The following is a 22,849-nucleotide window of genomic DNA, read 5'->3' as shown; positions in this document are numbered from 1 at the left end:
TGACTGGCGACGGGCTTGAGATGGAAGCAGGCTCGGCCAGCCCAATTGCCCAGTGTCGCGCGATCCAACTGGATGCCCTGGCGAGCGTAGATCTCGGCCTGCCGGTAGAACGGCAAGTGATCGCCGAGCTTGGCGACGATGACCTGGGCGATCAGCGCCTCGGTCGGCAGGCAGCCAGGCACCACATGCTCGGGCGCATGCGCCTGCACGACCGCGCCCGAGCAGCGGCGGCAAGCGTATTTCGGGCGGCGGGTGACCAGAACGCGCAACTGTGCCGGAACCACGTCCAGCCGTTCACTCACGTCCTCGCCGATCCTGGCCATCTTGCCGCAGCCGCACGGGCACAGCGTGCTCTCGGGCTCGATGATCCGCTCCATCCGCGGCAGGTGGGCAGGCAAGTGGCCGCGGTTGCGCCGGCGGGAACCGGACGTGCCGTCCGAACGGCCCTGGATGATCCGCAGCGCCTTTTCCTGCGCGGCATCAAGCACGCCCTGCGCGATCGCCACGTCTTCGAGCGGCAGGTGGTATTGATCGGGATGCAGCTTTTCGGACCTGGCGCCGAACTTCTCGTGGTTCAGTTGACCGACGATGACCTCCAGGCGCCGGCGCACCTCTTCGAGGGGCGCCTTCAAATGCTCGTTCTCTTCCTGGAGAACCATCCGATTGAGCGCCGATAACGCCACCGGGGGCAACAGGCCTGAGTCACTGTGCCACACTCATCCGGCAGCTGCGGGCGCCGCACCCTCTCGGGGCGAACCAGTCGCCAATCCAGCCCTTCGAACAGGGCTGCGAACACCGCCGGCGACATGCGCATCACGCCGTCACGAAACCTGCGGCCAGACGAACTTCGAGCCCTCGAGCCGCTTGTGAACGATCACAAGTCCAGTGCCGTCCCACACCAAAATTTTGATCCGGTCAGTCCTTTTGGCCCGAAAGACGAAGGCCGCGCCGACGTAAGGATCGAGGCCGAGCATCTCCTGCACCGCCGCCGCCAGCCCGTCCAGGCCGCGACGGAAGTCGACCGGACGGGTCGCCATGTAGATCTTCAGATCGGCACCCGGTGCAATCATCGCGAGGCCCGCACCTGCGCCAGATGCTCGAGATCAACCGCCGTTCGGATCACCATGTCGTCGATCACGATCTCCACCTTCGCCGGCGTCGATTTCGGTGGCCTCATCGTCGGCTGAGGCGCCTATGATTCGTCCACCATCAGCGGCGCGAACATCGGCGCCATGCTTTCCGGCAGCGCCAGTCGTCTCTGACGAAGACGACGCCGCCAATCATAGACCTGCCAGCGGGTCACGCCGTGCTTGCGTGCAACCGCCCCACCTGCACCCCCGGCATCAGGCTCTCGGCCGCAATCCGGGATTTATCGGCCTCCGAGCGAACCCGCCGTCCCGTCGGACCTTCCATAACCTCGACCCGGCCTGCGTAGCCAATTGTCGAGACGTCCAAATGGACGTCCATTTTGCTGTCTGCTCCCACTGGACCCTCCGTCTCTCGCGATCGGGGGGGATTCTTGGCACATTCACCTCATGCGCCGCACGAGGGGAGCGGCGTGGCGCTTACGAGCCGGGCTGCATTGCTGCGGGTCTGCTGGCGCGGGGGGAGGGTGCTGGATATGGCGCGACAATCAACGTGAGGGCGCGTATTGCCTCATCACGGAATGCTCCTGAACGATTCCTCCGTTGCCTCACCAGGATGTTCCCCACGGCTGCGGCCGTTCAGTTGGCCATTGTCTTGACGGTCGCGACCGACGGCGACGCACCAAACACCATCGCGTGAGCCCTTTCCTTGCGCCATATCTTCACCCGGCGTTGCAGTGAGCGCAAAACGAGAGCGGGGTACCTTCTCTGGGTACTCCGCCTGCAGACGCTCGAGCAGTTCCCGGCTCGTCCGCCACGGTTCTTCGTCAAACCAAGCACGCAATCGGTCGGCGACTCCCTTGCAAAAGGATCAGGTCGCCGCCGTTCTCGCTTTTGCTTTGGTTTCAGCTTCGCGGTGGGGCGGATTTCGCCCTCCTTTCACGCAGTTCGCAACCCTGAGAGGAACCGATCGAGCGCGGGCTCGGTCACCATGGGCGCCGGTGTGGGGGATTGATCGGCGATGGCGACAAGAAGCTGTTGTGCGAATCTCATGTCCCTCAGCAGCCTGACGGGATCCAGCCGCGCATAATTTTGCGACAGCTCCATTCGAACGGATTCCGGCGTCCGCCGGTCTTCCAGCAGCCGCTGGCGGGGAGTTGCCGGAGGATATACCGATATATCCGGCTTGCGCACCCGGGCACCGTCATGTTCCTTTTCAGCCAGCTTGATCGACGGCTGGAAGCTGGAAGAAGTTCACGAACAGCCGCACCGTCGAATAGAGCTGCGCGAGCGCTGCGGCGGCTTCAAGTCCCTCCAGCCGGCGATAGCCGACAATGCGGCGAACAACGGCGCCGTTCTTCTGCTCGACAAATGCCTGGTCATTCTTGCGGTAAGGCCGGCAGCGGGTGAACTCGATGCCACCGTCCCGGCAGTAATCGCGCACAGTCTCATTCAGGAACACGCTGTCATTGTCCGTATCGAACCCGAGAAGTTTGAATGGCAGGAGCCGCCGCAGTTCCGTCAGCACCTCGCTCAGCAGCTTCTGCTCGCGGACAAGCAGGGGAGCGCATTCCGTCCACCCGCTCGCAATGTCGGTGAGACAAAGCGTTTGAATAAAGCTGCCGCTCGTCACCGGTCCACTGTGCGCCACCAGGTCAGCCTCGACAAATCCGGGCGGAAGGTCCTGCCAGTCGGAGAAAGTACGAATCGGAATGCTCCGTCGTAGCGCCGTGGATACCGCTGCGGCGCCGTGCCCGTCCTCCGGCGGTCTCTCGAGACTGATGTAGCCAAGAACACGGTCGATTGTCGCCGCGCTCATCGTCAGAAGCCGACTGCGGATTTCCGCGGTCAAACGAGGATATCCGTGACGCTCCATCGCCTCGACCAGAATCGGAACCAGCGCCTTCAGTCGTTTGCCACAGATCCTGTCCGACGCCTCCCAGAGCACGATCAGCGCTTCACGAACGGCATCGTCATAAATGCGGCGCGCGGGTCTCGGCCCCGAACGAGACGGAGACGGGTTCTTCCGCAACAGCCGCATTGCGTGCTTGCGGTGAAACCTGCTCACGGCAACAAATTCGTCGAGAATGCGCGCCTTTTCGGCACGGGCGCGCGCGGCAACGAAGGCTGTGGAGCTGCACTGAGAAGCGCGCGTTGGTCGTCCTGGCGAGCGCGGCGGGGTCGTCGGTGACCGAGGTCGCGCAAGCGTTCGGCGTAGCCTCACAGCTCTATGCCTGGCGCAAGCAGATGGTCGGCGGCGAGCCTGATGCCGATCAGGCGATGGCGACCTTCGCGCGCATCGACGTGAGCGATCTGCCCGAGGTTGAACGCCCCGTCGCCGATTGCCCGGACCCGGCCGGAAAGAATCGTCGTGGCCTTTCCGAGCGGCGCGCGATTGAGGATCGACGGATCGTCGATCCGACAGCGCTGCGCATCGTCCTGGCGGAGTTGACCAGGTGATCACGGTAGTGCCGACCGACCGGATTTACCTGTGCTGCGGCGCGACCGATATGCGCCGCAGACATGCGCGCTGCGCGCTGACCACGGACCGAAGCATGAAACCATGAACCCGGGGTGGCCTCAGAAAAAGGGATGCGATCCAGCGCTCTCATCGCGATCACGCACTCGGAATGAGTAGCCCTCAATCGGCCGACACAGTGTGTTGCCGAACCGTTCCTGCGTCTATCTTGGACTTGACTGCACCGGCCCGTTACCGAAGTCTTGGTCCAGAGACCATACGAGTCATGTCAGCTACCTTTGCCCGTCGCGAATGTCCTGTATGTGGCAACTGGGATGGCCGCACGATCGCCATCGCTTGGCACAATAGCCCTATTGTCGAGCAAATCGCGTGGGTCGTTGACCATTGCTGCTAGATTACGTTGTGTAGAGCAGCCAAGCGTCTGTTCGAACGAGTTGTCTTTGAGTAAACGACCGGAATACGACGGACAGACGGGCGGGCGGGCATGATAGACTATCGCCTCTATCCGTACCGCGCCGGCTTCGTGTTGATCGAGCAAATGGATGTTGTAAGCATTAATGGCCATCTGCCTGGCCTGGTGGACTGCCTCTGCGCTGAGCCGGGACGACCCGCTGATAAGGAGGTGAACGGCATCGGGCCGGCCGCGACTGGCTTTCTTGAGGAAAACGCGCAAACGCTGCCGTTCGGAAGCGCCAAGGCTCTCTAATATCAGGACGGTGGTCTCCTGTTGGATAAGGATTGGCGCCGGTGGCTCGACATAGATCGGCGCAGTGCTTGTGCAGCCACTTACGCTGGTCGTCAGAGTGATCAGGAGAATTACAGTCCGCAAAGTCATTCGGTTACACTATTCGATGATGAAGCCGAGCCCGGCCTTGGCCCTTGGCGAGCCGGTGCCGGCAGCAGCGCGACCTCGCGGCGGACTTGCCGGCGAATTTGTAGAAGTGCCGCCCCCGTCCAAAGTCGGCGCCATCTGCTCCATGGGTGCGTTCATCTGGTTGGGGCTGGAGCCTGGTCTTACGATGTAAGGCGTAACCAGAATTACTAGTTCTGATTCTTCCTTTTGAAACGAAGAGGAACGAAACAGGGCGCCAAGGATCGGCATTTCACCGAGCCAGGGAAAGGCAGTGACATTATTGTTGACGTTGCGCCTGATGAGACCGCCAATCGCAAAGCTCTGCCCACTGGCGAGTTCGACGACTGTGTCGGCTCGGCGCGTGGAAACTGCCGGCACGGAGATACCGTTGACTTGAACGGCCCCCTGGGACGTTAGTTCACTGACTTCCGGCTTTACGCGAATGTTGATTTGATTGTCGCTAAGAACGGTCGGTACGAATTCCAGGCTGACGCCGAAGTGACGGAATTCAACCGACACTTGCCCATTTCCCTGCAGGACAGGGATGGGAAATTCGCCGCCAGCCAGAAAGCTGGCAGTTTCACCGGACATCGCGGTAAGATTCGGCTCAGCCAACACGGAAGCTATGTGCTCCTTGGCGAGCGCGTCGAGAACCGCGCCGATGTTGACGGCACCATTGTTAAATCCGATTTCTGCTGTCCCGCCGCCCTGCGCTGCACCAGAGCCAGCGCCAGCGCCGCTTAACAAGCCCACTCTGAAATTGTCGATTTGACCAAAGGCGGACAGGTTAACGCCGAGTGCCTTCATGGCGCTACGGGAGACCTCCGCTACGCGCACACTAAGATTAACCTGTAAGGACCCAGCGACCTTGATGTTATTGACGACTTGCGCACCGTCACCGAGATATTGCTCAGTGACCCTTTTCGCGGTATCGGCGACCTTCGCATCGGGCGCTGTACCGCTAAGGATCGCGCCGCGCGGCGTATAGCTGACCTCGATTGAATAGTCGCCGACCTGATCCTTCAACATGGCGCGCAATTCCTCGATCGGTTGGGTGACGACAATACGCAACTCGGCCAGAGCCTCGCCGTTTTTGTCCAAGGCGAACAGGCTGGTCTGCCCGGAGTTCTTGCCAAACACGAAGATGGTTTGGTTCGAGGGTGCCTGAAAGTCTGCGATCGTTGGGTCGGCAACGAAGATGGTGGCGGCTGGCGCCGGCAAATGAACTGTCTTGCCGAGCGAAGAGGAGAGGTTCAGCGTGTCTTTGATGCTTTTGGAAGCGGCACGCGGCGCTCTTTCATTCTGCTTGTCTTGGGCCGCCACAGAAAGTGGAGACAACAGGATGAGCGCGCAGAGGAAATGGCCCAAGTAGCGGGAAACCGTAGGGCTCGGACCGCCGATCAGAATCGGCTGCCAATTGGAGCTAGAATGGCGAGTTGGAACGATATTCAAGGCACTCTTTTCTTTCAAATTCGACCAACTATGCGTCTACCGCGTCGGTCAATTCAAGAATGTAACCTATGCCACGCACCGTCTTGATCTGCGCGGTTGCACCTGACCTACTCAGGTGTCCACGTAAGCGATAGATTCCGACTTCAAGCGCGTTGCCAGATACTTCGTCGTTGAACGAATAAAGGTGATCTTCCAGCTGCGCACGCGGCACGATGCGGCCTGCACGGTTAAGCAGATGCTCCAAAATACATACTTCGCGGCGTGCAATGATCAGGGGATGACCCGCAACGGAAACCTGTCGACCGATTGGATCGAAGTTGAGATTGCCAAATACAACAATGGGGTCGGTCATCTGTGTCGCACGGCGCCGAATGGCTCTCATTCTGGCGATGAGCTCATCGGTGGAGACGGGCTTGAGCAGAAAATCGTCTGCGCCACCGTTGAAAATCGCAATTCGCTTCTCAAGATCGTTGAGGCTACTCATAATGACGGCAGGAACTGAATGCCCGTCGCTCCTTAGCTGCCTCAGCCATCCCAAGCCATCGCCATCTGGCAGAGCCAACTCCAGCAGGAGAATTTCATAGCTCGCGCAACAAAATGCACTCGACGCCTGTTCCAGTGTACCAACTACATCAACGGCGAAACCGCTATCCCCGAGCGCAACTCGCACCGTGTGCGCAAGATCCGCATGATGGTCAACGAGCAGAGTCCGCACTTCATCTCCTATTGAGGTAGGACAGGTCACCGTCGACTATGACACACCGCGGCGACGGCAGAAGTCTCCCAACTCGTCGCAGTATCGTACCCTCTTTCCGACTGGCCATCTCAGGCCAGCATCGCCCTCCAGAGCATTCTGATTCCATGGCTAGGTTGGTTAGCTTTCGAGAAGGGAATGGAACAAATCCATTGTTAGGATGGTAAGCATCCATATTATGGATGCACTCGCGTATTAAAGGCTGCCCAAGATGCTCAACGAGCAAGACTGCCCAATCTGAGCGAGCTTGCGCCACCCGCGCACGGTTCGCTTGCGGCCATTTTCGATTATCGTCCGACTTCCGGTTCGGCCAAAGGCGTAAGCACCGTGGCGCGCCTGCATCGCCGCGCTCCACCGGCCCATTGTGCGAGCCGGCGGAGCCTATGGCCACCGATGAAGCACTGGCACCCGGGCGCCGCGCCAACTGTTCAACATGACCGATCTTTTCCGGGTGTTCTTTTCGACTCGTTCTCACCTGCAGCGATTTAAGGGACGCCTGCTCAATCGACGCGCGGAAAGACAAAGGTTTCTCGCAAGGTGATCGATAGAGCGATGAAGCGTGGCGAGGAAGTCGCACATTTGTTGTCAGGCCACCTTCTGGTATATTGGCATGCCCATCTGGCTGGAGAGGCCGGCCGCTAGCACAGCTCCGGACGCAAGGCGCGGTTCCAGATCGTACAAATGGTCGCTGGGGAGGCCGGCCGCTTGCACGGCTCCGGACCCAAGGCGCGGTTCCAGATCGTACAAATGGTCGCTGGGGAGGCCGGCCGCTTGCACGGCTCCGGACCCAAGGCGCGGTTCCAGATCGTACAAATGGTCGCTGGGGAGGCCGGCCGCTTGCACGGCTCCGGACCCAAGGCGCGGTTCCAGATCGTACAAATGGTCGCTGGGGAGGCCGGCCGCTTGCACGGCTCCGGACCCAAGGCGCGGTTCCAGATCGTACAAATGGTCGCTGGGGAGGCCGGCCGCTTGCACGGCTCCGGACCCAAGGCGCGGTTCCAGATCGTACAAATGGTCGCTGGGGAGGCCGGCCGCTTGCACGGCTCCGGCCGCAAGGCGCGGTTGCAGGTTGTCCAAATGGTCGCTGGGGAGGCCGGCCGCTTGCACAGGTTCGGCCGCAAGGCGTGCTTGCAGGTTGTACAAATAGTCTTGTGCATAGCCTTGCGCCATGGAAATTGGGAGATTGATCCCGGCGTTGGCGGCCTCCTCCAGCGCCTGCTTCACGAGCCCGTTGCGAATTGCAAGCTTGACCTGGGGGCCGGCGACAAGGCTGAGCGCTTGCGCTCCGATATTGACGCCAGCTTCTAGGAGCGCCTGCTTCATATTGCCTCCTGTAATGGCTGTGCGGAGAAGATTTAGCGCTTGCGCCTCGCACGAAAGCGCCATCGACACGGCATCGGCCACTTGGCCCAGGACCGGAACGAAGCTCAATAAGCCCACAGCCGTCGCAGCCCAATCAAGCACTGGCGCGGCTATTTTCAGCACGTTGTCGACTGCGTGGATGAAGGCCCCGCCGTTTTTTTTGACTGACTTGGTATCAGGCTGGTCCGCCTGGCCCATCATCATGTCCGCGACGGCTTCCTGTTCCGCCGCGGTTTCGGGCGTATGGGTCTTTGGCTGCTGAACGGTGCGGTTGGCTGACGACATGCCGTCGTAGAAGCGGGCAAAGTCTTTTTTGCTGATGTTACCGGAATCGACCGTGTGTCCGCCGCCGAAGTCGAAAAACGCATTGTGGGTTTTATAGCCCGTAATCGAATTGTTTAGGAGACTGAACAATAGAGGATCCGAGAGCAGCTGCGAGGCAGCTTGCCGTACCTTCGGATTGAGGCTCTCGTCTTCTGCCATGCTCGCGAGCTTGTCACGAGTCAGGTCACCGCTCCCAAAAAAGGCTCTCTGATTGATATTAATAGTCTTAAGTGTATTCCGCTCGTATTGCGTGAGGCTCATCGAAGATGAAGCGACTTGGAGAAAATCCTCTTTGTGGACTTTGTCGATCGAACCACCGTACAACTGCTTCCATTCATTTGGACGGCTGACGAAGTACTGAGCCGCGGCAATAACCTGTGGCGGACATTTGCCGGCTTTTGCGTCGCCTTCGACGATCTGTTTGAAATCAGCCAGACTCAGGTTCTTGGGCAGGTTTTCGGAATACCGGTAGAGCTCGCGCAATGCATCGTCCCTGGTCATGACCGACGGCTGCGGGTTTCCAGTACTGTCGGATGGGATGTAGTTCTCCACGTAGCTTTGCGCCTGCTGGCCCTGAAATGCGGCAACTTGTGAGTGATGGCCAGAGAATCCAGATAAATCCTTCGCCGTGATCCAACCGCCAAAGCGGCCATCGCCTTGGGAGCCGATTGCATGGAAAAGTTCTGGGGCCCGCTGTAGTCCCTCGATCGCCTCTCTCAGATCTGGTGGTGTGGAGGGATCATTGGCTTTGTCCGCCAGCGAATCCCAACTGAGGGGCATTTGGTCCTTGTGACGGTTCAGCACCGCCACGATCTGCAGTTCGGCCTGTGTCAGCAAGCCGCCGTTCCAAGTGATTCTCGAACTTGGGACGGGACCTGGGGGCAGCCCGAAGTGTTTGCGCACGCAGTTGCTCAGCGTTGCTTCGAAGGACGATGCGCTTTGCTGAGGCTGCATAGAAGTTTTCAGGCAGCCCGGGATTGGCTGCCCGGATTGTAAGATGGACGATAAAGCTGACATTGATATCCTCGTGATGTTGCGAAGCCGCGCAAGAGCCCTCAGGAAGCTTCTTGTGTGCAGGTGTTTTGACAGTTCCGAGCTCGGCCGGGACAAAAACCCTGCCTTGCTTCAAATTGCCTCGTTCTGCGCCAGCTCCAGGGGCAATTCCAGCACAATGGCTGGAGATATCGCGGAAGCTGCCGGCCCTCACCATGTGCGGTTGAGCTTTCGGCAAACTGACGAGTTCAGAAGAATTCACAACTTGACGTGGCCAAGGTGATGATCTGTCCCGAAGCTGCGACCTCAGATATCATTTTTGGCGTGGCTCTGGCTTCCCGCCAACGCCATCCTGCTGCGGCGCATCAGACGAATAAGACGCTTCAGGCAATCCGTTGCGGACGACCATGGTGGAGGAGCCTCGAAACAGTGTTAGGACCGACTCCCTTGGCGGCGTTTCAGGCATGCGCGCCTCTGCCTCCGCGACGAGACCGTTGAACGTCTGCTCCACGAGCGCGATGAAGCGCGGCGGGCCGGAGACCAAAACGAGGCCATCTCCCGGCGTGGGTTTCACGACGTAGCGATTATCGGAGATCTCAAGCTCATCAAGGGCCTCCCTGAGCCCAGTGAAGCGAATCGAAGTCAACACCAGCATGCGAGTTTGCGATTCTTTTGCAGATGACACGTAGAGGACAAGCCCATCGAAGTACCATTGCAGGCCGTACAGGTTGGCCAAGCGGTCGAGGAACTCGCGCGGTGGCAAATCCGGCATACTCCCGCGAATCCGTCCTTTCACCTCAGCGCTAATATTGACCCGGATATTCATGTTGTTGCCGAATTCCTGCAGCGCGGTAGAGAGGTCCTGATCGAGAACCGTATACCTGTAAGGCGTCTTGGAGAGCGATAAAGGGACGCCGAGAGTTCCGTGGATTCCGGTGGCGAGAAAAAACCCCGCACAAAGAAGTCTCAAAACGTGCAGGGTGACGGATTGGATGAGGGCTCTCAGCATCTCGCACTGATAAACCAAAGTCTGAAATTTTCACAAGTGACTAAGTCGACCAGCATGACTTTTAATGACCGCCAGGCTCCATTAGTCAGCTTGTCGTCAGCTCGACCGCCTAGACGTGACCCGGTAACGAATGACGAGCGGGCGGGTTTCCCTCGGTCAAAGCCGAAGCAATTGAGTCCTTGCACTATGATGCCAATCACGTCAATCACTGCCACCCCAACGGACTGTCTCCCCAGGGCCGGGTCACCGTCCTTCAGCGAGCAGGCCCAGTTTGAGCGCACTCTAGCGCACGCGTCCGACCCGCTGAAAAACGACGCTGCCTGGGCGCCGGCGAGGGTGCCCGTTCCTCCGGCGATGGATGTTCAACGCGCGGCTACGCATACACGTGCCCTGGGCGATCGCGCGTTGCGGACGATTTCTTCGATGTACTCAAACAATACGGTTAGTTCGGCCGCGCTCGATCATCAGATAGTTCTTTTGAAGGGTGCCCTACCTGGGCCGCAGCAGAAGCTTCCTGCCGAAGGTGGCGCGGGACCCGGAATGTCGGGCCTTCCGCAAGGGAGGCATGATTTCGAGGCGATGATTGCTGGTCTGCGGGATATTTACAACGGCGTCACCCAGATTGCTCTTGTTTCCAAAGGTGTCAGCGGCATCACCTCATCCGTGAATAAACTTCTAAAGGAAGGCTGATTCGCGGCTATGACTATCTTAGCCGTCGAAATCATGCGTGGGACGTCTGGTCGGCGATCGCTTCGCCTTATCGTGCCACTTCTCGTGGCCCTCAGCGGTTGCAAGGTCGACCTCTACACGCAACTGCAGGAGCGCGAGGCGAACGAGATGCTCGCCCTTCTAGTAGACAACGGGGTTGATGCGGTCCGGGTGGTCGCCAAAGATGGGACCAGCACTGTCCAGGTTGACGAAAAGCTGCTTGCTTTCTCAATCAACCTCCTGAATGGCAAGGGGTTGCCGCGCCAGTCATTCAAGAACCTCGGCGAGATATTCGACGGATCAGGCTTGATTGCCTCGCCAACTGAGGAACGTGCCCGTTACGTGTACGCATTGAGCGAGGAGCTGTCGCGCACGATCAGCGATATCGATGGCGTGTTATCGGTACGTGTTCATGTGGTTCTGCCGCATAACGACCTTTTGCGGGCAGGCGCCACGCCATCCTCGGCCTCGGTTTTTATCAGGCACGACGCCAAAGCAAATCTCTCGGTTCTGCTGCCGAAGATAAAGATGCTCGTCGCCGACAGCATCGAAGGGTTGTCCTACGACAAGGTAGAGGTGGTTTTGGTCCCGGTAGATCGGCCCCCGCATGAGCAAAGGCCCATGCCTGCGACTGTTTTGGCCCAAGCTTCCAAGCCCGTTCCAGGGCCGCTTCTGGCAACCGTGATCGGTATTGCCGCAGCCATATTTGCAGTGGCGTGCTATCTCTTTGCCAGCGCTCTAAGCCGCCGGCGAAGACAACCAACGGGCGAACTTTCCAAGCTCGAGCGGCGGTCGGGTGTTTCTGCTGTCGGGGCCATCCGCAAAAACACACCGGCGATAGCGCCTAAATGACATGCCAATGCCAATGCCGATACAGACTGCCCAAACTGATGGTTCGTTCCAATTGCCCGCATTAGGCCGTAGCGAGCTTGCTTCTTCGGCCCATCCGACTCGTCTTGCAGCGCGTCTTGATCCTGCGTTATCGGCTGCGACGTTGGCACGGTTGCAGCAGTGTCCCAGACTGCAGCGCAAACTGACAAAATTGCTGCTTGAGAACGACTCGGAGTCGAGCCGCACCGACTGGGCGCCTGACCTTCTGCGCGGGAATGATCCCCATCGGGCTGCCCTACTTGCGGGTAGTGTATGGCATGCCCGTTCGCTGCTTAAGCTTGTGTCCCAGCCTGACCTCAGCGTCTTTATTGAACATATCGGAGCTGATGCGCACGCATTTGGAATCCGACATCAGTCGCACGCCGTTGCGAACAGATTGATCGCTGATCCGGAAAGACTCGCGCAGGAAATCGAACGCGATGGACATGGCTGTCTTGGTGCTTGGCTCCATGACATGCCAGTGATGGAGCGTAACCGCGTGCTTCTACGGTTGCCAGTGGGGACCGCCGCAGAGAATCCGGAGCCTGAGCACGGGAACGCCTCCGGCCAGCTGTTTTCTCTTGTAGTAGCTCATTTTGAGACGGAGAACCCGCTGATATGACAGCCGATATTTCCGTGGCGCCAAAAGCGCCACAGATGCGCCCACTCGGTCCACTGATACCGGCTAGCGAGCTCGAAATCTGGAATAGCGCCGCAGAAGCACGTGCCGGCGCAGAACGGCATCAGCAGCGGGTCCGCAGATGGGCACTCGCCGCGTATCAGCGTGAGTTGGCGCGCGGTCATAGCGAGGGCTTCAATGCTGGCGCCGAGGAAATGGCAGCTCTGATTGCAGAGGCAGTCGCCGAAGTCGCACGACGAAAGGCGGTTCTGGAGCAGGAGTTGCCGCAGCTCGTGATGGAGATACTAAGCGATCTTGTGGGAACGTTCGATCCGGGCGAACTGTTGGTGATGGCTGTTCGTCACGCCATTGAGCGCCAATACAGCGGCGCGGAAGTTTGCCTCCATGTGTGTCCGATGCAAGCGGACATGCTTACGCGAGAGTTTGCTGGATGCGACGGAAAAGATAGTCGGCCGAGGGTTCGGATCGAACCGGATCCGACGTTGTCGCCGCAACGGTGCGAGCTGTGGAGCGAATACGGCAATGTCGATCTGGGGCTTGACGCGCAAATGCGCGCGTTGCGCCTCGGTTTCGGGTTGCTTTCTAAAAGGGGCGAACTGTGACCACGCCGGTGTCAGAACATAGTAACGGCACTGCAATCTGGGCCGCCGATCCGGCGATTTCGTCTTTGAGAGCTAGGGCAAAGCAGATCGACACGCGCGTCGTGCGCGGCAGGATCACGCGGGCTGTCGGCACATTGGTCCATGCCGTCTTGCCAGACACTCGCATTGGGGAACTCTGCCTTCTACAGGACCCGCGAACCGGACTGTCGCTCGAAGCCGAGGTAATTGGCCTGGTGGATTATGGCGTATTGCTGACGCCGATCGGTGACTTGGAGGGGCTGTCCAGCCGCGCAGAAGTCGTGGCCACCGGACGAATGCGTGAAGTACCGGTCGGCGACAATTTGCTCGGCCGCGTAATTGACAGTCGTTGCCGTCCACTGGACGGCAAAGGCCAAATCAAAACCGCCGAAACTCGGCCGCTGCACGGCAGCTCCCCCAATCCAATGACCCGGCGCATGATCGACCGGCCATTCCCGCTTGGCGTCCGTGCCTTGGATGGTCTCCTGACGTGCGGCGAGGGCCAGCGGATCGGGATTTACGGCGAGCCAGGTTGTGGCAAGTCGACGTTATTGTCACAGATCGTCAAAGGTGCCGACGCTGACGTTGTCATAGTCGCGCTCATCGGCGAACGAGGACGTGAAGTTCGTGAATTCATCGAGAGGCACCTTGGCGAGGAGGGCCTTCGCCGTACGGTCGTTGTTGTTGAAACATCCGACCGCTCGGCGGTTGAGCGGGCGCAATGTGCTCCGATGGCGACAGCGCTCGCGGAATATTTTCGCGAACAAGGGCTACGCGTTGCTCTCATGCTGGACTCGCTGACGCGCTTCTGCCGCGCCATGCGCGAAATAGGCCTTGCTGCGGGTGAGCCGCCGACGCGACGGGGCTTTCCTCCTTCCGTTTTTGGCAGGCTTCCGGGCCTGCTGGAGCGCGCCGGCATGGGTGAGCGTGGCTCAATCACGGCTTTCTATACCGTGCTTGTGGAAGGCGATGGCACAGGTGATCCAATCGCCGAAGAATCGCGCGGCATTCTCGATGGCCATGTTGTCCTCTCACGCGTTGTTGCGGCGCGATCGCATTTCCCTGCTATCGACGTGCTGCAGAGCCGCAGTCGCGTCATGGATGCGGTCGTTTCGGGGACACATCGCAAGGCAGCATCGTTCTTCCGTGAACTCCTCTCGCGCTATGCCGAGACCGAGTTTTTGATCAATGTGGGCGAATATAAGGAAGGCGGCGATCCGCTGACTGACCGGGCCGTGTCGTCAATCGACGAGCTGAGGGAGTTTTTGCGCCAGGGCGAAGACGAGGCGTCAGGATTTGAGGAGACGGTCGCATGGATGTCGCGTCTGACCGCGTGAATTATGGTCAGGCTTCGAGATTGCGGCTCCTGAAGGCAATGCAAGAACGTCGTGCTCTTAGTCAGCTGTCCAAAAAGGAAGCCCAGCGCCATATGGCCACCTCAGCCGCACAGAATGCCTCCCGAGAGCTTGTAATCGCACAGCAACATTGCTCAACGGCTGAAGCAGCGCTCTACCAGGAGATGATGACGCTCGAAAACTTGTCCAGCGCAGCGCTCGACCGTCACCACCTCCATATTGAGTGGCTTGCGGCTGAGATCACATTCAGGCGGCAGGTGCTTGTTAGTGCGCGCATCGCTCAAGAAAAGGCCGAGATAGCAGCGTCCGAGACGAGGGACTTATGGGTCACGTGTTCGGCGGCAACGCACAAATGGCAACGAATAGAGGACGACGCCCGGCGCGCCGTCGAGATTCACTCGGAGGTCGCAGGCGAGATGGAGGCCGACGATGAGATACTGCTTCGGTACGGGAGGGGTCCGCTTGCACAGATGTCGCACAGTCAGATCCGATAACCCGCGGGTCCTGCGCATGACACAATCGTGCAATCTTTGGTAACGGCTATGGTGAGGCCCCCTATATTTGAACCAGTGCTGACACTGTCACATGAGGTCGTGTCGTGGCTCAATGACTCAGCGGCTTCCCGCAGCCCGTTTCAGAGCCGGATCAACGACGTGCCGCTATCGGTGCGGATGGCAGGGCTTGTCTGGCAAGAGAAATCTGCCGGCATTCCAATGCTTGACTGCATTTGGAAGGTCGGAGCTGAGATGGTCGTCCTGTCCATATCGCGGCCGCTTGTAGAGAGCCTCATCGCTACAGTGCAGAATGGCCTGACTTTCCCTTCCGAACCAACTGCTTCGCTCCTTCTGGAACTTGCACTTGAGCCGCTTGTCGCTCGCTTGGAGGATAGGACGCAGTTGAACGTGCAACTCGTGCGCGTGTGTGAAGCCATGACACTGGCTCCTTATCTCGAACTGGATATCGTCTTCGGCCCGATCAGCGGCGCGGGTCGTCTCTTCCTGTTCGCGCATCTTGACGGCTTGGTGCCGTCTGCGTTTCGCGCGTTAGGCGAACTGCTTGCCCAGTTACCGCGACAGCCGCGCGGGTTGTCTCCAGACCTCCCGATCGTAGTTGCAGGACAGATCGGCACTCTGCGCGTTCCTATGTCGCTTCTTCGAAAGGCATGTGTCGGTGATGCTCTGTTGCCGGACATGGCGTCGTTCGGCCGCGGCGAGATCACCCTAACTTTCGGCCAGTTGTGGGCCGGTGCAGATCTCGATGGCGACCAGTTCGTCCTGCGGGGGCCTTTCCGTCCGCAATCATGTTCTTTGGAGAATGCGCATATGACACAACCTGGATCGCAACTAGGGCTGACGGAGGATCTCGACGATGTCGAGATCCTGCTTGTCTTTGAATGCGGTCGCTGGCCTATTCCACTAGGGGAATTAAGAAGTGCCGGCGAAGGGCATATCTTCGAGCTTGGACGGCCGATCGACGGTCCGGTCGACATACTTGCGAATGGTCAGTGTATCGGGCGTGGCGACATCGTGCGCATTGGGGATGCGCTGGGCATCAGGCTCTTTGGCGGCTTGGCATGCAATGACTGAAGTTCAGCCCACAATCCTGGCGCTTCTTGCGATTACCGCCGGACTGGGTCTGCTGGTTTTGGCAGTCGTTACCACCACGGCTTTTGTAAAGGTATCGGTTGTTCTCTTCCTCGTGCGCAATGCGCTCGGGACTCAGACGATACCACCTAACATAGTACTGTACGCCGTGGCATTGATTCTCACCATGTTCGTTAGCGCGCCCGTTGTTGAACAGACCTATGATCGGATGACTGATCCGAAGCTACGTTATCAGACCCTCGACGACTGGGTAAGCGCTGCCCGTTCCGGGAGTGAGCCGCTGCGTGACCATCTTAAAAAATTCACAAATGAAGAGCAGCGACAATTCTTCCTCTCCTCCACTGAAAAAGTCTGGCCAGAGGAAATGCGTGCCACAGCCACCTCTGATGATCTCTCCATTCTGGTGCCCTCTTTTCTAATTTCAGAACTAAAACGCGCATTTGAGATCGGCTTTCTCCTTTATCTCCCTTTTATTGCTATTGATCTTATTGTTACGACAATTTTGATGGCCATGGGTATGTCCATGGTATCGCCAACGCTTATATCTGTCCCTTTCAAACTCTTCGTGTTCGTCGCTATCGATGGCTGGTCGAAATTGATGCACGGACTTGTGTTGAGTTACACGATACCGGGAGGTTGATTATCGCTGAACCCAGTATTGTCGCTCTTATGAGTCAATCGTTGGTGGTGTTCATGATTTGGATTCTGCCGCCGCTCATTGCATCGGTGGTCGTTGGCCTCGTCATTGGCATCATCCAGGCGGCGACGCAGATCCAGGATGAAAGTTTGCCACTCACCGTGAAGCTTCTGGTTGTTGTCGCGGTGATTGGCTTGTTTGCTCCTGTGCTGAGCGCCCCGCTGATAGAGCTGGCCAACCAGATCTTTACCGAGTTTCCCGCCATGACACTTAGCTACTAGTCTCCGCCATGTATGCATCACCGGCCGAGATCCAAAACCTGATCCATACAGCTATCGAACTCGCGGTTGCAGCCGGTCTTGCCGCAGGGCGCGCGATAGGCATTATGCTGATCCTACCTGTATTTACACGTTCTCAGATCGATGGGCTGATCCGCGGCTGCCTGGCTGTTGCCTTCGGATTACCATTTCTGGCACACGTCAGCGACGGCTTGCAGGCGCTGGATCCTGGAACACGTTTGATCCAGGTAACTCTGCTCGGATTAAAGGAAGTTTTTGTCGGCGCACTGCTTGGTACTTTTCTTGGCATTCCCTTGTGGGGCCTTCAGGCGGCCGGTGAGTTTGTCGACAACCAACGCGGCATCACCAGCCCGTCCGCTCCGTCCGACCCCGCGACCAACAGTCAGGCTTCCGCTATGGGAGTTTTTCTCGGGATCACTGCGATTGCCATTTTCGTCGCATCAGGGGGGCTGGAAACTGTGATCAGCGCCCTTTATGGCAGCTATTTGATCTGGCCCGTGTATAAGTTTCACCCTACATTGAACACGCAAGCGTCAATGGAGATATTAGGGCTCCTGGATCACATAATGCGTACGGCTTTATTGGTGTCAGGGCCCGTCGTGTTCTTTATGATGCTGATTGATGTATCTATGATGCTGATGCGTCGCTTTGCGCCGCAATTCAAATTGGGCCAACAGTCCCCGACGATCAAGAATCTTGTCTTTCCGATTCTGATGGTCACCTACGCTGCCTATCTGGTCGAGGGCATGAAACTGGAGATCACACAGGCGAATGGCGCGCTCGAGTGGTTCGATAAGTTGCTGAAATGAGCGACACCAGTGAAGAGAAGACACACGCCGCCACCCCCAAGAAGCTAAACGAAGCGCGCAAAAATGGGCAGCTGCCACGTAGCTCTGATTTCGTTCGGGCGGTCGGCACTTGCGCCGGGCTCGGGTACCTATGGTTAAGAGGCAGCGTGATCGAAGACAAGTCTCGCGAAGTGCTGCTATTCGCTGATAAACTGCAGAATCTGCCTTTCGATCTCGCGGTCCGGCAGGCGCTGGTTGTGCTCCTCGAACTAACTCTGGCAACTGTTGGCCCTCTGCTTGGGACCCTAGTCGCTGCGGTGGTTTTGGCCAGCTTGCTAGCCAATGGTGGATTTGTTTTTTCTCTCGAACCAATGAAGCCCAGCTTTGAGAAAATAGATCCTTTTCAAGGGCTGAAGCGCTTGGTGTCTGCGCGTTCCATCGTCGAACTTGGCAAGACGCTGTTTAAGGTATTCGTTCTCAGCGCATTCTTTTCCCTTTGCCTTCTCGGCATGTGGAAGACGATGGTCTATCTGCCAGTCTGTGGCACGGGCTGTCTGGGCCTTGTCTTTGCGGAGGCAAAACTGCTGATTGGAATTGGCGCCGGCGCACTTCTAGCCGCCGGCATGATTGATCTCCTGTTGCAGCGTGCGTTGTTTCAGCGCGAAATGCGGATGACCCAGACTGAAGTCATGCGCGAAGTGAAGGATCAGCAAGGGGCGCCCGAGTTGAAGGGGGAACGACGTCGCATCCGTGACGAGACAGCAGACGATCCTCCCCTTGGTGTGCATCGCGCCACGCTGGTCTTCAAAGGAAGGGCGATACTGATCGGCATACGCTACGTTCGTGGTGAGACGGGGGTCCCGGTCCTGGTTTGCCGCGCCGAAGGCGAGCGCGTTGCACACCTGCTTAGCGAGGCTCGTGCGCTAGGTCTCCAAATTGTCGATGACCATGTCCTTGCGCATCAGCTCATCAGCAAAGCGAAACTGGGCCACCCTGTTCCTGGGCAATATTTCGAGCCCGTGGCGAAAGCACTCTTCGCCGCAGGCTTGGCTTAGTCCCAGTCTAGCTTGAAAAATTCTCGGGGGGGGGTTGGCGGATTGTCAAGCGAACTTGAACTGAAGATTTGACACGGATGTGGTGCAAGCCATTGAAAGATGATTCGATTACGCCGTTCCGCGTTCTTCCCCGGAGACTGCACCCGCGATGACCGATCCTACGCTGCCGCTGAGCGGTTTGTCATGTGTCGGCGGCAAGGACTGCTTCGCCCTATCTCAGGCGAACATGCAGTCTAAGCTCGACTCACATGAGGGGTTTGGGGCTCGCGATGATGGTCAGATGGAATGTTGTGGCGAGGAATGTGAAACAGGTTGGCGATGGGATCGTGGGTGGAGAGGAAGCGCTGAAGCTGTCGGGCTGACTTCAGCCGCTTCATAGCGCTCTCCGGCCGTCGGACCGGTTGGTGAGAATTCTCAGCGCGCTTGTTCAGGCCCTTGTGCGAGCGATGCTCGACGCCCGGCATGATATCGCGCTTGGCCGCACTGTAGGATCGAAGCTTGTCAGTGACCATCACACGCGGCGAGCGGCATTGACCTTTGAGAAGCTTTCGCATCAGACGCCTGGCAACCTTGGCATTGCGGCGGCTTTGCACCAGAACATCGAGAACGAAACCGTCCTGATCGACCGCACGCCAAAGCCAGTGTTTCTTTCCCCGAATGGTGATGACGGCCTCGTCGAGGTGCCATTTGTCGCTGAGCTTTCCGGCTGAGCGCTTGCGGATGTCATTGGCAAAGTGCCTTCCGAATTTCTCCGCCCAAAGCTTCACCGTCTGGTGGGAGACCGTGATGCCACGGGCAGCCAGCAGATCTTCGACCATTCGCAGCTGAGAGGAAACCGGAAATAAAGCCAGACCGCATGGGCAATCACATCAGCGGGAAAACGGTGGCGGCGATAAAGTCGATCACGGGCAATAGTCGTCATGCCCACTCATCGCATACCTAAATCGACCGTCGGTTAATGTTACGATGCCGTCAACGGTCTGTCTGGCGTAGAGGCTGCCGCTCAACGCACCCCACGGCAAAATCAAAAATGCGACAGGCTGACTTTTATAACCCGCGTCAGCCTCTCGAAAGGTAACACTAGTAGGAAGAGGATGAGGCTGCCTGCGTTTGCAAACCGGCCCCAACCGGAGTTGGAATATGGACCGAATTCAGAACGGCAACCCATCCGGGCGATATTCTGCTACGTACAACGCCACGGTGCAACAGCGGCCAAAGCAAGAGCAAGCAGCATTTGAGCAGCACTTGCGCGACGTGCCAAATGTCGATGCCGCAGTTGCCCACCCTAGCCAGATCCTTGATGTCTCTCAAGACCAGCGCATTGGAGTGAGGACTTGGCGCCCAAGGAAGGGCAATTCGCGGTCGCCATTAGAGCCGACGGCACAATTGCCCCTGCAAAGTTTCGCTGAGGAACAACCTTTGGGTAGTGCCGCGGATCGGGGCGATGAGTATGGCGCACCGGCGAAGAGGCAAAGGACACTAAACAATCCGCAGGCCGCCACCTCGCTGCTGCCCGCTATCAACGAAGTGCAGATCAGGCGGGAGCGAATCAAAAACTCTGACGCGCCGAACAAAGATCTTGACGGCTTCAAGCGTCCTACCAATGCGACCCAGAATTCAACACTGGTTACCGTGGGTGGCAACAAACGTGCTCTTTATTCCGAAGATGCGTCCCTTATCGGGGTGCTGGAATCAGCGCTCCGCAAGGGCAAGGTCGGGGAGGGCACCGTCAAACTCAATGTAAATCCTCTTTTGCGCTTCGCTCGTTGGCTTGCTGTCAACGGAAAGCAGGGCCTTTCTACTCGCCTTGGCGAGACGTCGCTGAAACAGGATTTGAATCAGTACGAGGGATCGTGTGGTCCGTCCCTCGAAGCGCCGCTGCGCCATCTCAAGACTGCGGAGGCCGGCGGCGTGCCAATTGTAGGTCGCTCTTTCCGGAATCCGCATTCCTGTGACGAACCCCTCATCAAACTGAACAACGCGACCCAGTCTGCAGCATTGGTTACCGTGGGTGGCAACAAACGTGCTCTTTATGCCGAAGATGCGTCCCTTATCGGGGTGCTGGAATCAGCGCTCCGCAAGGGCAAGGTCGCGGAGACCACCTTCAAGGTCAATGTAAATCCTCTTTTGAACTTCGCTCGCTGGCTCGTTGCCAACGGAAAACACGGCTTTGCTACTCGCCTGGACGAGAGATCGCTGAACCAGGATCTGAAGCAGTACGAGGGATCGGGTGGTCCCTCCCTCAAAGTGCCCATGCATCATCTGAAGATTGCGGCGGCCGGCGGCTCACTGCCAGTCGTAGGTCGCTTGCTCCGCAATTCCAATTCCCAAGACGAAGCCGTCATCAAACAGTACAATGCAACTCCCTCTGCGAAGAACGTCGACCAAGCTAAGTCAATGAGGTATACATCTGCTCTTAAACCTTTCAATGATTACCTAGACAAAAACGGTAAGATAGGCATTTCTGATCGCCTTAACCACAAGGCGCTGGATCTGGGGAAATCGGGCGTCGGAAAGTTGGGATCTGGGCGCCATATTGCCCCTGTTTTGCGTGACGATGCTCACTTTGTGGCAGCGCCCCCTATCAGGGCTCGCTCCAACACGTTCGGCGGCCTTCAGTCTTTTGTTGATCTGAATGCGCCCACACCGTCCGACTTACGCGACGATGCTCACTTTGCGCCAGCGCCCCCTGTCAGGGCTCGCTCCAACACGTTCGGCGGTCTTCAGTCTTTTGTTGATCTGAATGCGCCCACACCGTCCGACTTACGCGACGATGCTCACTTTGCGCCAGCGCCCCCTGTCAGGGCTCGCTCCAACACGTTCGGCGGTCTTCAGTCTTTTGTTGATCTGAATGCGCCCACACCGTCCGACTTACGCGACGATGCTCATTCTGCACCCGTGCGTCCGCGCGGGCAAATGCTCCGCGAGTCGGAGTGGCAGCCCATGATGCAAGCGACAGGGTCCGCCGTCGCGGGGACGGGAGGGCCCGATGACTTTCGGCCCGTCCACCGCGGTCGACTTTCGCCGATGAGTGAAGCTGCGCCATCGCGACCGGCAAGAGCTCCCCAACCCGCCTCGCCAGTAATCCCTAGGCTGCCAGACAGCTACCGTGGCCTTCCACTGGTTGATGTGACGACGCTAACGACCAGTTCCTCCAACACTCACATCGGGGCGCTCGATACGACAGCCTCGTCCAATGTCCCCAACGGGTCGGTGCTCGACGCCACCGAGTGGCTGAGCGACGCCCATATCCAGAGGGATTACCAATTGCTGGAGGAGGAGCTGCAGACAACCGATCCGACGCTCGCCGCCAGGACACGGCTGGTGGATCCGTCGGTCTCCCATCTACTGCGTCACATGGCGCCGCAAGACGCGCGCGACACATTGCAGTCCATCTATAATCAAAATGACGCGCCAGCCGACTTTCTGTTCCTTCCAGTGAACAATGGCACTCCTACTACCCCCGGCACCCATTGGTCGCTGCTGCTCGTTGATCGCCGCAAACCGGAAACGCGGTTGGCCTATCACTACGACTCCCTCCAGCGAGAGGGATACAACGACGTTCCTGCAAAACAGCTCGCAGGACTGCTGAACGCCACCTTGGCGCCAGCCCGCATGCCCCGACAGTCGAACGATTATGATTGCGGTGTCTTTGTGTTGGACAGCACGTGGGCGCTGGTTGGGCGATTGCTCGACGGGGAGCGGCCGGACCGCGAGCCGCTGCACCTCGACAACCTCGTCGCCGATCGGCAGGCGCTGCAAGACCGACTGACGAGGCCATTGCCGCACGAGGAGCGGCCCCGGCAGCTGTTGGATCATGAACCCGCCTCCCCACCAATGGTGGCATTCGAGCCAGGGGAACTCCGGCGGCTGCTGGATGATTAACCCGCCTCCCCACCACGGAGCGCACTATTGGGCATGGGTACTTTAGGTCACCGTCGTCTTCGTGGATGATCTCGTCG

General features: G+C 58.4%; 18 protein-coding genes and 4 pseudogenes. 12 read left to right on the top strand and 10 right to left on the bottom strand.

Annotation, left to right across the window (positions count from 1 at the left end; all coding sequences use genetic code 11):
- From CKW40_RS31960 to CKW40_RS31945, 3 genes and pseudogenes are all read right to left on the bottom strand, one after another.
- The coding region (locus tag CKW40_RS31960) for an IS66 family transposase zinc-finger binding domain-containing protein (RefSeq protein WP_143748405.1) at positions 1-659 on the bottom strand (659 nt) is incomplete at its 3' end.
- 71 nt (positions 660-730) lie between these two features.
- Positions 731-1,070: pseudogene (tnpB, locus tag CKW40_RS31955) on the bottom strand (IS66 family insertion sequence element accessory protein TnpB); the annotation flags it as partial.
- Positions 1,071-1,724: 654 nt separating this feature from the next.
- Positions 1,725-3,309: pseudogene (locus CKW40_RS31945) on the bottom strand (transposase).
- Between CKW40_RS31945 and CKW40_RS31940 the strand changes: the two are divergent.
- A complete protein-coding gene (locus tag CKW40_RS31940) occupies positions 3,240-3,545 on the top strand; it encodes an IS66 family insertion sequence element accessory protein TnpB (RefSeq protein ID WP_244571370.1) in 306 nt (101 codons plus the stop codon). The pseudogene CKW40_RS31945 and the gene CKW40_RS31940 sit on opposite strands and share 70 nt — an antisense overlap.
- A 287-nt stretch (positions 3,546-3,832) precedes the next feature.
- On the opposite strand, the gene CKW40_RS31935 is transcribed toward CKW40_RS31940, so the two are convergent.
- The 5 genes and pseudogenes from CKW40_RS31935 to CKW40_RS31910 all read right to left on the bottom strand — a co-directional run bounded on the left by CKW40_RS31935 (position 3,833) and on the right by CKW40_RS31910 (position 10,311).
- Positions 3,833-4,399: a CpaD family pilus assembly lipoprotein gene (locus CKW40_RS31935; protein ID WP_095203724.1), complete on the bottom strand. Its 567-nt coding sequence runs from the start codon at positions 4,397-4,399 to the stop codon at positions 3,833-3,835.
- Between the two features lie 9 nt (positions 4,400-4,408).
- Positions 4,409-5,869: a type II and III secretion system protein family protein gene (locus CKW40_RS31930; protein WP_179298191.1), complete on the bottom strand. Its 1,461-nt coding sequence runs from the start codon at positions 5,867-5,869 to the stop codon at positions 4,409-4,411.
- Positions 5,870-5,897: 28 nt separating this feature from the next.
- Positions 5,898-6,584, bottom strand: a complete 687-nt coding sequence (locus CKW40_RS31925) for a response regulator (RefSeq protein ID WP_095203722.1) — start codon at positions 6,582-6,584, stop codon at positions 5,898-5,900.
- A 1,128-nt stretch (positions 6,585-7,712) separates the two neighbouring features.
- A pseudogene (locus tag CKW40_RS31920) lies at positions 7,713-9,188 on the bottom strand (HrpF/NolX family T3SS translocon protein); the annotation flags it as partial.
- A gap of 427 nt (positions 9,189-9,615) precedes the next feature.
- Entirely contained in the window at positions 9,616-10,311 is a 696-nt protein-coding gene (locus CKW40_RS31910) for a nodulation protein NolW (RefSeq protein WP_095203720.1), read from the bottom strand.
- 54 nt (positions 10,312-10,365) lie between these two features.
- Between CKW40_RS31910 and CKW40_RS31905 the strand changes: the two genes are divergently transcribed.
- Positions 10,366-11,001 (top strand): nodulation protein NolB, encoded by a 636-nt coding sequence (locus CKW40_RS31905; protein WP_342202956.1) that lies wholly within the window; start codon positions 10,366-10,368, stop codon positions 10,999-11,001.
- 9 nt (positions 11,002-11,010) lie between these two features.
- Entirely contained in the window at positions 11,011-11,871 is an 861-nt protein-coding gene (gene sctJ / locus CKW40_RS31900) for a type III secretion system inner membrane ring lipoprotein SctJ (protein ID WP_095203718.1), read from the top strand.
- Positions 11,872-12,145: 274 nt separating this feature from the next.
- Here the strand turns inward: sctJ and CKW40_RS45450 are convergent, their stop codons facing one another.
- Positions 12,146-12,337 (bottom strand): hypothetical protein, encoded by a 192-nt coding sequence (locus CKW40_RS45450; protein WP_280175415.1) that lies wholly within the window; start codon positions 12,335-12,337, stop codon positions 12,146-12,148.
- A 170-nt stretch (positions 12,338-12,507) separates the two neighbouring features.
- Here CKW40_RS45450 and sctL point away from each other — a divergent pair, with 170 nt between their 5' ends.
- The 8 genes from sctL to CKW40_RS31855 are packed head-to-tail and all read left to right on the top strand — an operon-like array spanning position 12,508 to position 18,887.
- Positions 12,508-13,131 (top strand): type III secretion system stator protein SctL, encoded by a 624-nt coding sequence (sctL, locus tag CKW40_RS31890; RefSeq protein ID WP_095203716.1) that lies wholly within the window; start codon positions 12,508-12,510, stop codon positions 13,129-13,131.
- A complete protein-coding gene (sctN, locus tag CKW40_RS31885) occupies positions 13,128-14,486 on the top strand; it encodes a type III secretion system ATPase SctN (RefSeq protein ID WP_095203715.1) in 1,359 nt (452 codons plus the stop codon). The genes sctL and sctN overlap by 4 nt, the downstream gene beginning before the upstream one ends.
- Positions 14,462-14,998, top strand: coding sequence for a hypothetical protein (locus CKW40_RS31880; protein ID WP_095203714.1), 537 nt, complete (start codon positions 14,462-14,464; stop codon positions 14,996-14,998). Before sctN ends, CKW40_RS31880 begins: the two co-directional genes overlap by 25 nt.
- A gap of 27 nt (positions 14,999-15,025) precedes the next feature.
- On the top strand, positions 15,026-16,090 hold the full coding sequence (gene sctQ, locus CKW40_RS31875) for a type III secretion system cytoplasmic ring protein SctQ (protein WP_095203713.1): 1,065 nt from the start codon (positions 15,026-15,028) through the stop codon (positions 16,088-16,090).
- Positions 16,083-16,748: a type III secretion system export apparatus subunit SctR gene (sctR, locus tag CKW40_RS31870; RefSeq protein ID WP_095203712.1), complete on the top strand. Its 666-nt coding sequence runs from the start codon at positions 16,083-16,085 to the stop codon at positions 16,746-16,748. The genes sctQ and sctR overlap by 8 nt, the downstream gene beginning before the upstream one ends.
- Positions 16,749-16,777: 29 nt before the next feature.
- Positions 16,778-17,026 carry an EscS/YscS/HrcS family type III secretion system export apparatus protein gene (locus CKW40_RS31865; protein WP_179298192.1) on the top strand — a complete coding sequence of 83 codons (249 nt, stop codon included), beginning with the start codon at positions 16,778-16,780 and terminating at the stop codon, positions 17,024-17,026.
- 8 nt (positions 17,027-17,034) lie between these two features.
- Entirely contained in the window at positions 17,035-17,853 is an 819-nt protein-coding gene (gene sctT / locus CKW40_RS31860) for a type III secretion system export apparatus subunit SctT (protein WP_095203711.1), read from the top strand.
- Positions 17,850-18,887, top strand: a complete 1,038-nt coding sequence (locus CKW40_RS31855; protein WP_095203710.1) for an EscU/YscU/HrcU family type III secretion system export apparatus switch protein — start codon at positions 17,850-17,852, stop codon at positions 18,885-18,887. The genes sctT and CKW40_RS31855 overlap by 4 nt, the downstream gene beginning before the upstream one ends.
- Before the next feature lie 233 nt (positions 18,888-19,120).
- On the opposite strand, the pseudogene CKW40_RS31850 reads toward CKW40_RS31855, so the two are convergent.
- Positions 19,121-19,809: pseudogene (locus tag CKW40_RS31850) on the bottom strand (IS6 family transposase).
- A 218-nt stretch (positions 19,810-20,027) separates the two neighbouring features.
- On the opposite strand from CKW40_RS31850, the gene CKW40_RS31845 reads away from it, so the two are divergent.
- The gene (locus CKW40_RS31845; protein WP_095203709.1) at positions 20,028-22,772 is read left to right on the top strand and encodes a Ulp1 family isopeptidase; all 2,745 of its coding nucleotides are present in this window, start codon (positions 20,028-20,030) and stop codon (positions 22,770-22,772) included.
- Positions 22,773-22,849 lie beyond the last annotated feature (77 nt).

It is taken from the genome of Mesorhizobium carmichaelinearum (assembly GCF_900199455.1).
In the GTDB taxonomy this organism is placed as follows: domain Bacteria; phylum Pseudomonadota; class Alphaproteobacteria; order Rhizobiales; family Rhizobiaceae; genus Mesorhizobium; species Mesorhizobium carmichaelinearum.
The sequence above is the reverse complement of the archived record's forward strand: the minus strand, read 5'-3'. Positions and strand labels throughout refer to the sequence as shown.

Bases quoted from the DNA above. Each gene is read 5' to 3' on its own strand.
- sctJ (WP_095203718.1), top strand. From the start codon at position 11,011: ATGACTATCTTAGCCGTCGAAATCATGCGTGGGACGTCTGGTCGGCGA.
- sctL (WP_095203716.1), top strand. From the start codon at position 12,508: ATGACAGCCGATATTTCCGTGGCGCCAAAAGCGCCACAGATGCGCCCA.
- CKW40_RS31910 (WP_095203720.1), bottom strand. From the start codon at position 10,311: ATGCTGAGAGCCCTCATCCAATCCGTCACCCTGCACGTTTTGAGACTT.
- CKW40_RS31865 (WP_179298192.1), top strand. From the start codon at position 16,778: ATGAGTCAATCGTTGGTGGTGTTCATGATTTGGATTCTGCCGCCGCTC.
- CKW40_RS31905 (WP_342202956.1), top strand. From the start codon at position 10,366: ATGACTTTTAATGACCGCCAGGCTCCATTAGTCAGCTTGTCGTCAGCT.
- CKW40_RS45450 (WP_280175415.1), bottom strand. From the start codon at position 12,337: ATGTCCATCGCGTTCGATTTCCTGCGCGAGTCTTTCCGGATCAGCGAT.
- CKW40_RS31935 (WP_095203724.1), bottom strand. From the start codon at position 4,399: ATGACTTTGCGGACTGTAATTCTCCTGATCACTCTGACGACCAGCGTA.
- sctT (WP_095203711.1), top strand. From the start codon at position 17,035: ATGTATGCATCACCGGCCGAGATCCAAAACCTGATCCATACAGCTATC.
- CKW40_RS31855 (WP_095203710.1), top strand. From the start codon at position 17,850: ATGAGCGACACCAGTGAAGAGAAGACACACGCCGCCACCCCCAAGAAG.
- CKW40_RS31880 (WP_095203714.1), top strand. From the start codon at position 14,462: ATGGATGTCGCGTCTGACCGCGTGAATTATGGTCAGGCTTCGAGATTG.
- sctR (WP_095203712.1), top strand. From the start codon at position 16,083: ATGACTGAAGTTCAGCCCACAATCCTGGCGCTTCTTGCGATTACCGCC.
- CKW40_RS31845 (WP_095203709.1), top strand. From the start codon at position 20,028: ATGGACCGAATTCAGAACGGCAACCCATCCGGGCGATATTCTGCTACG.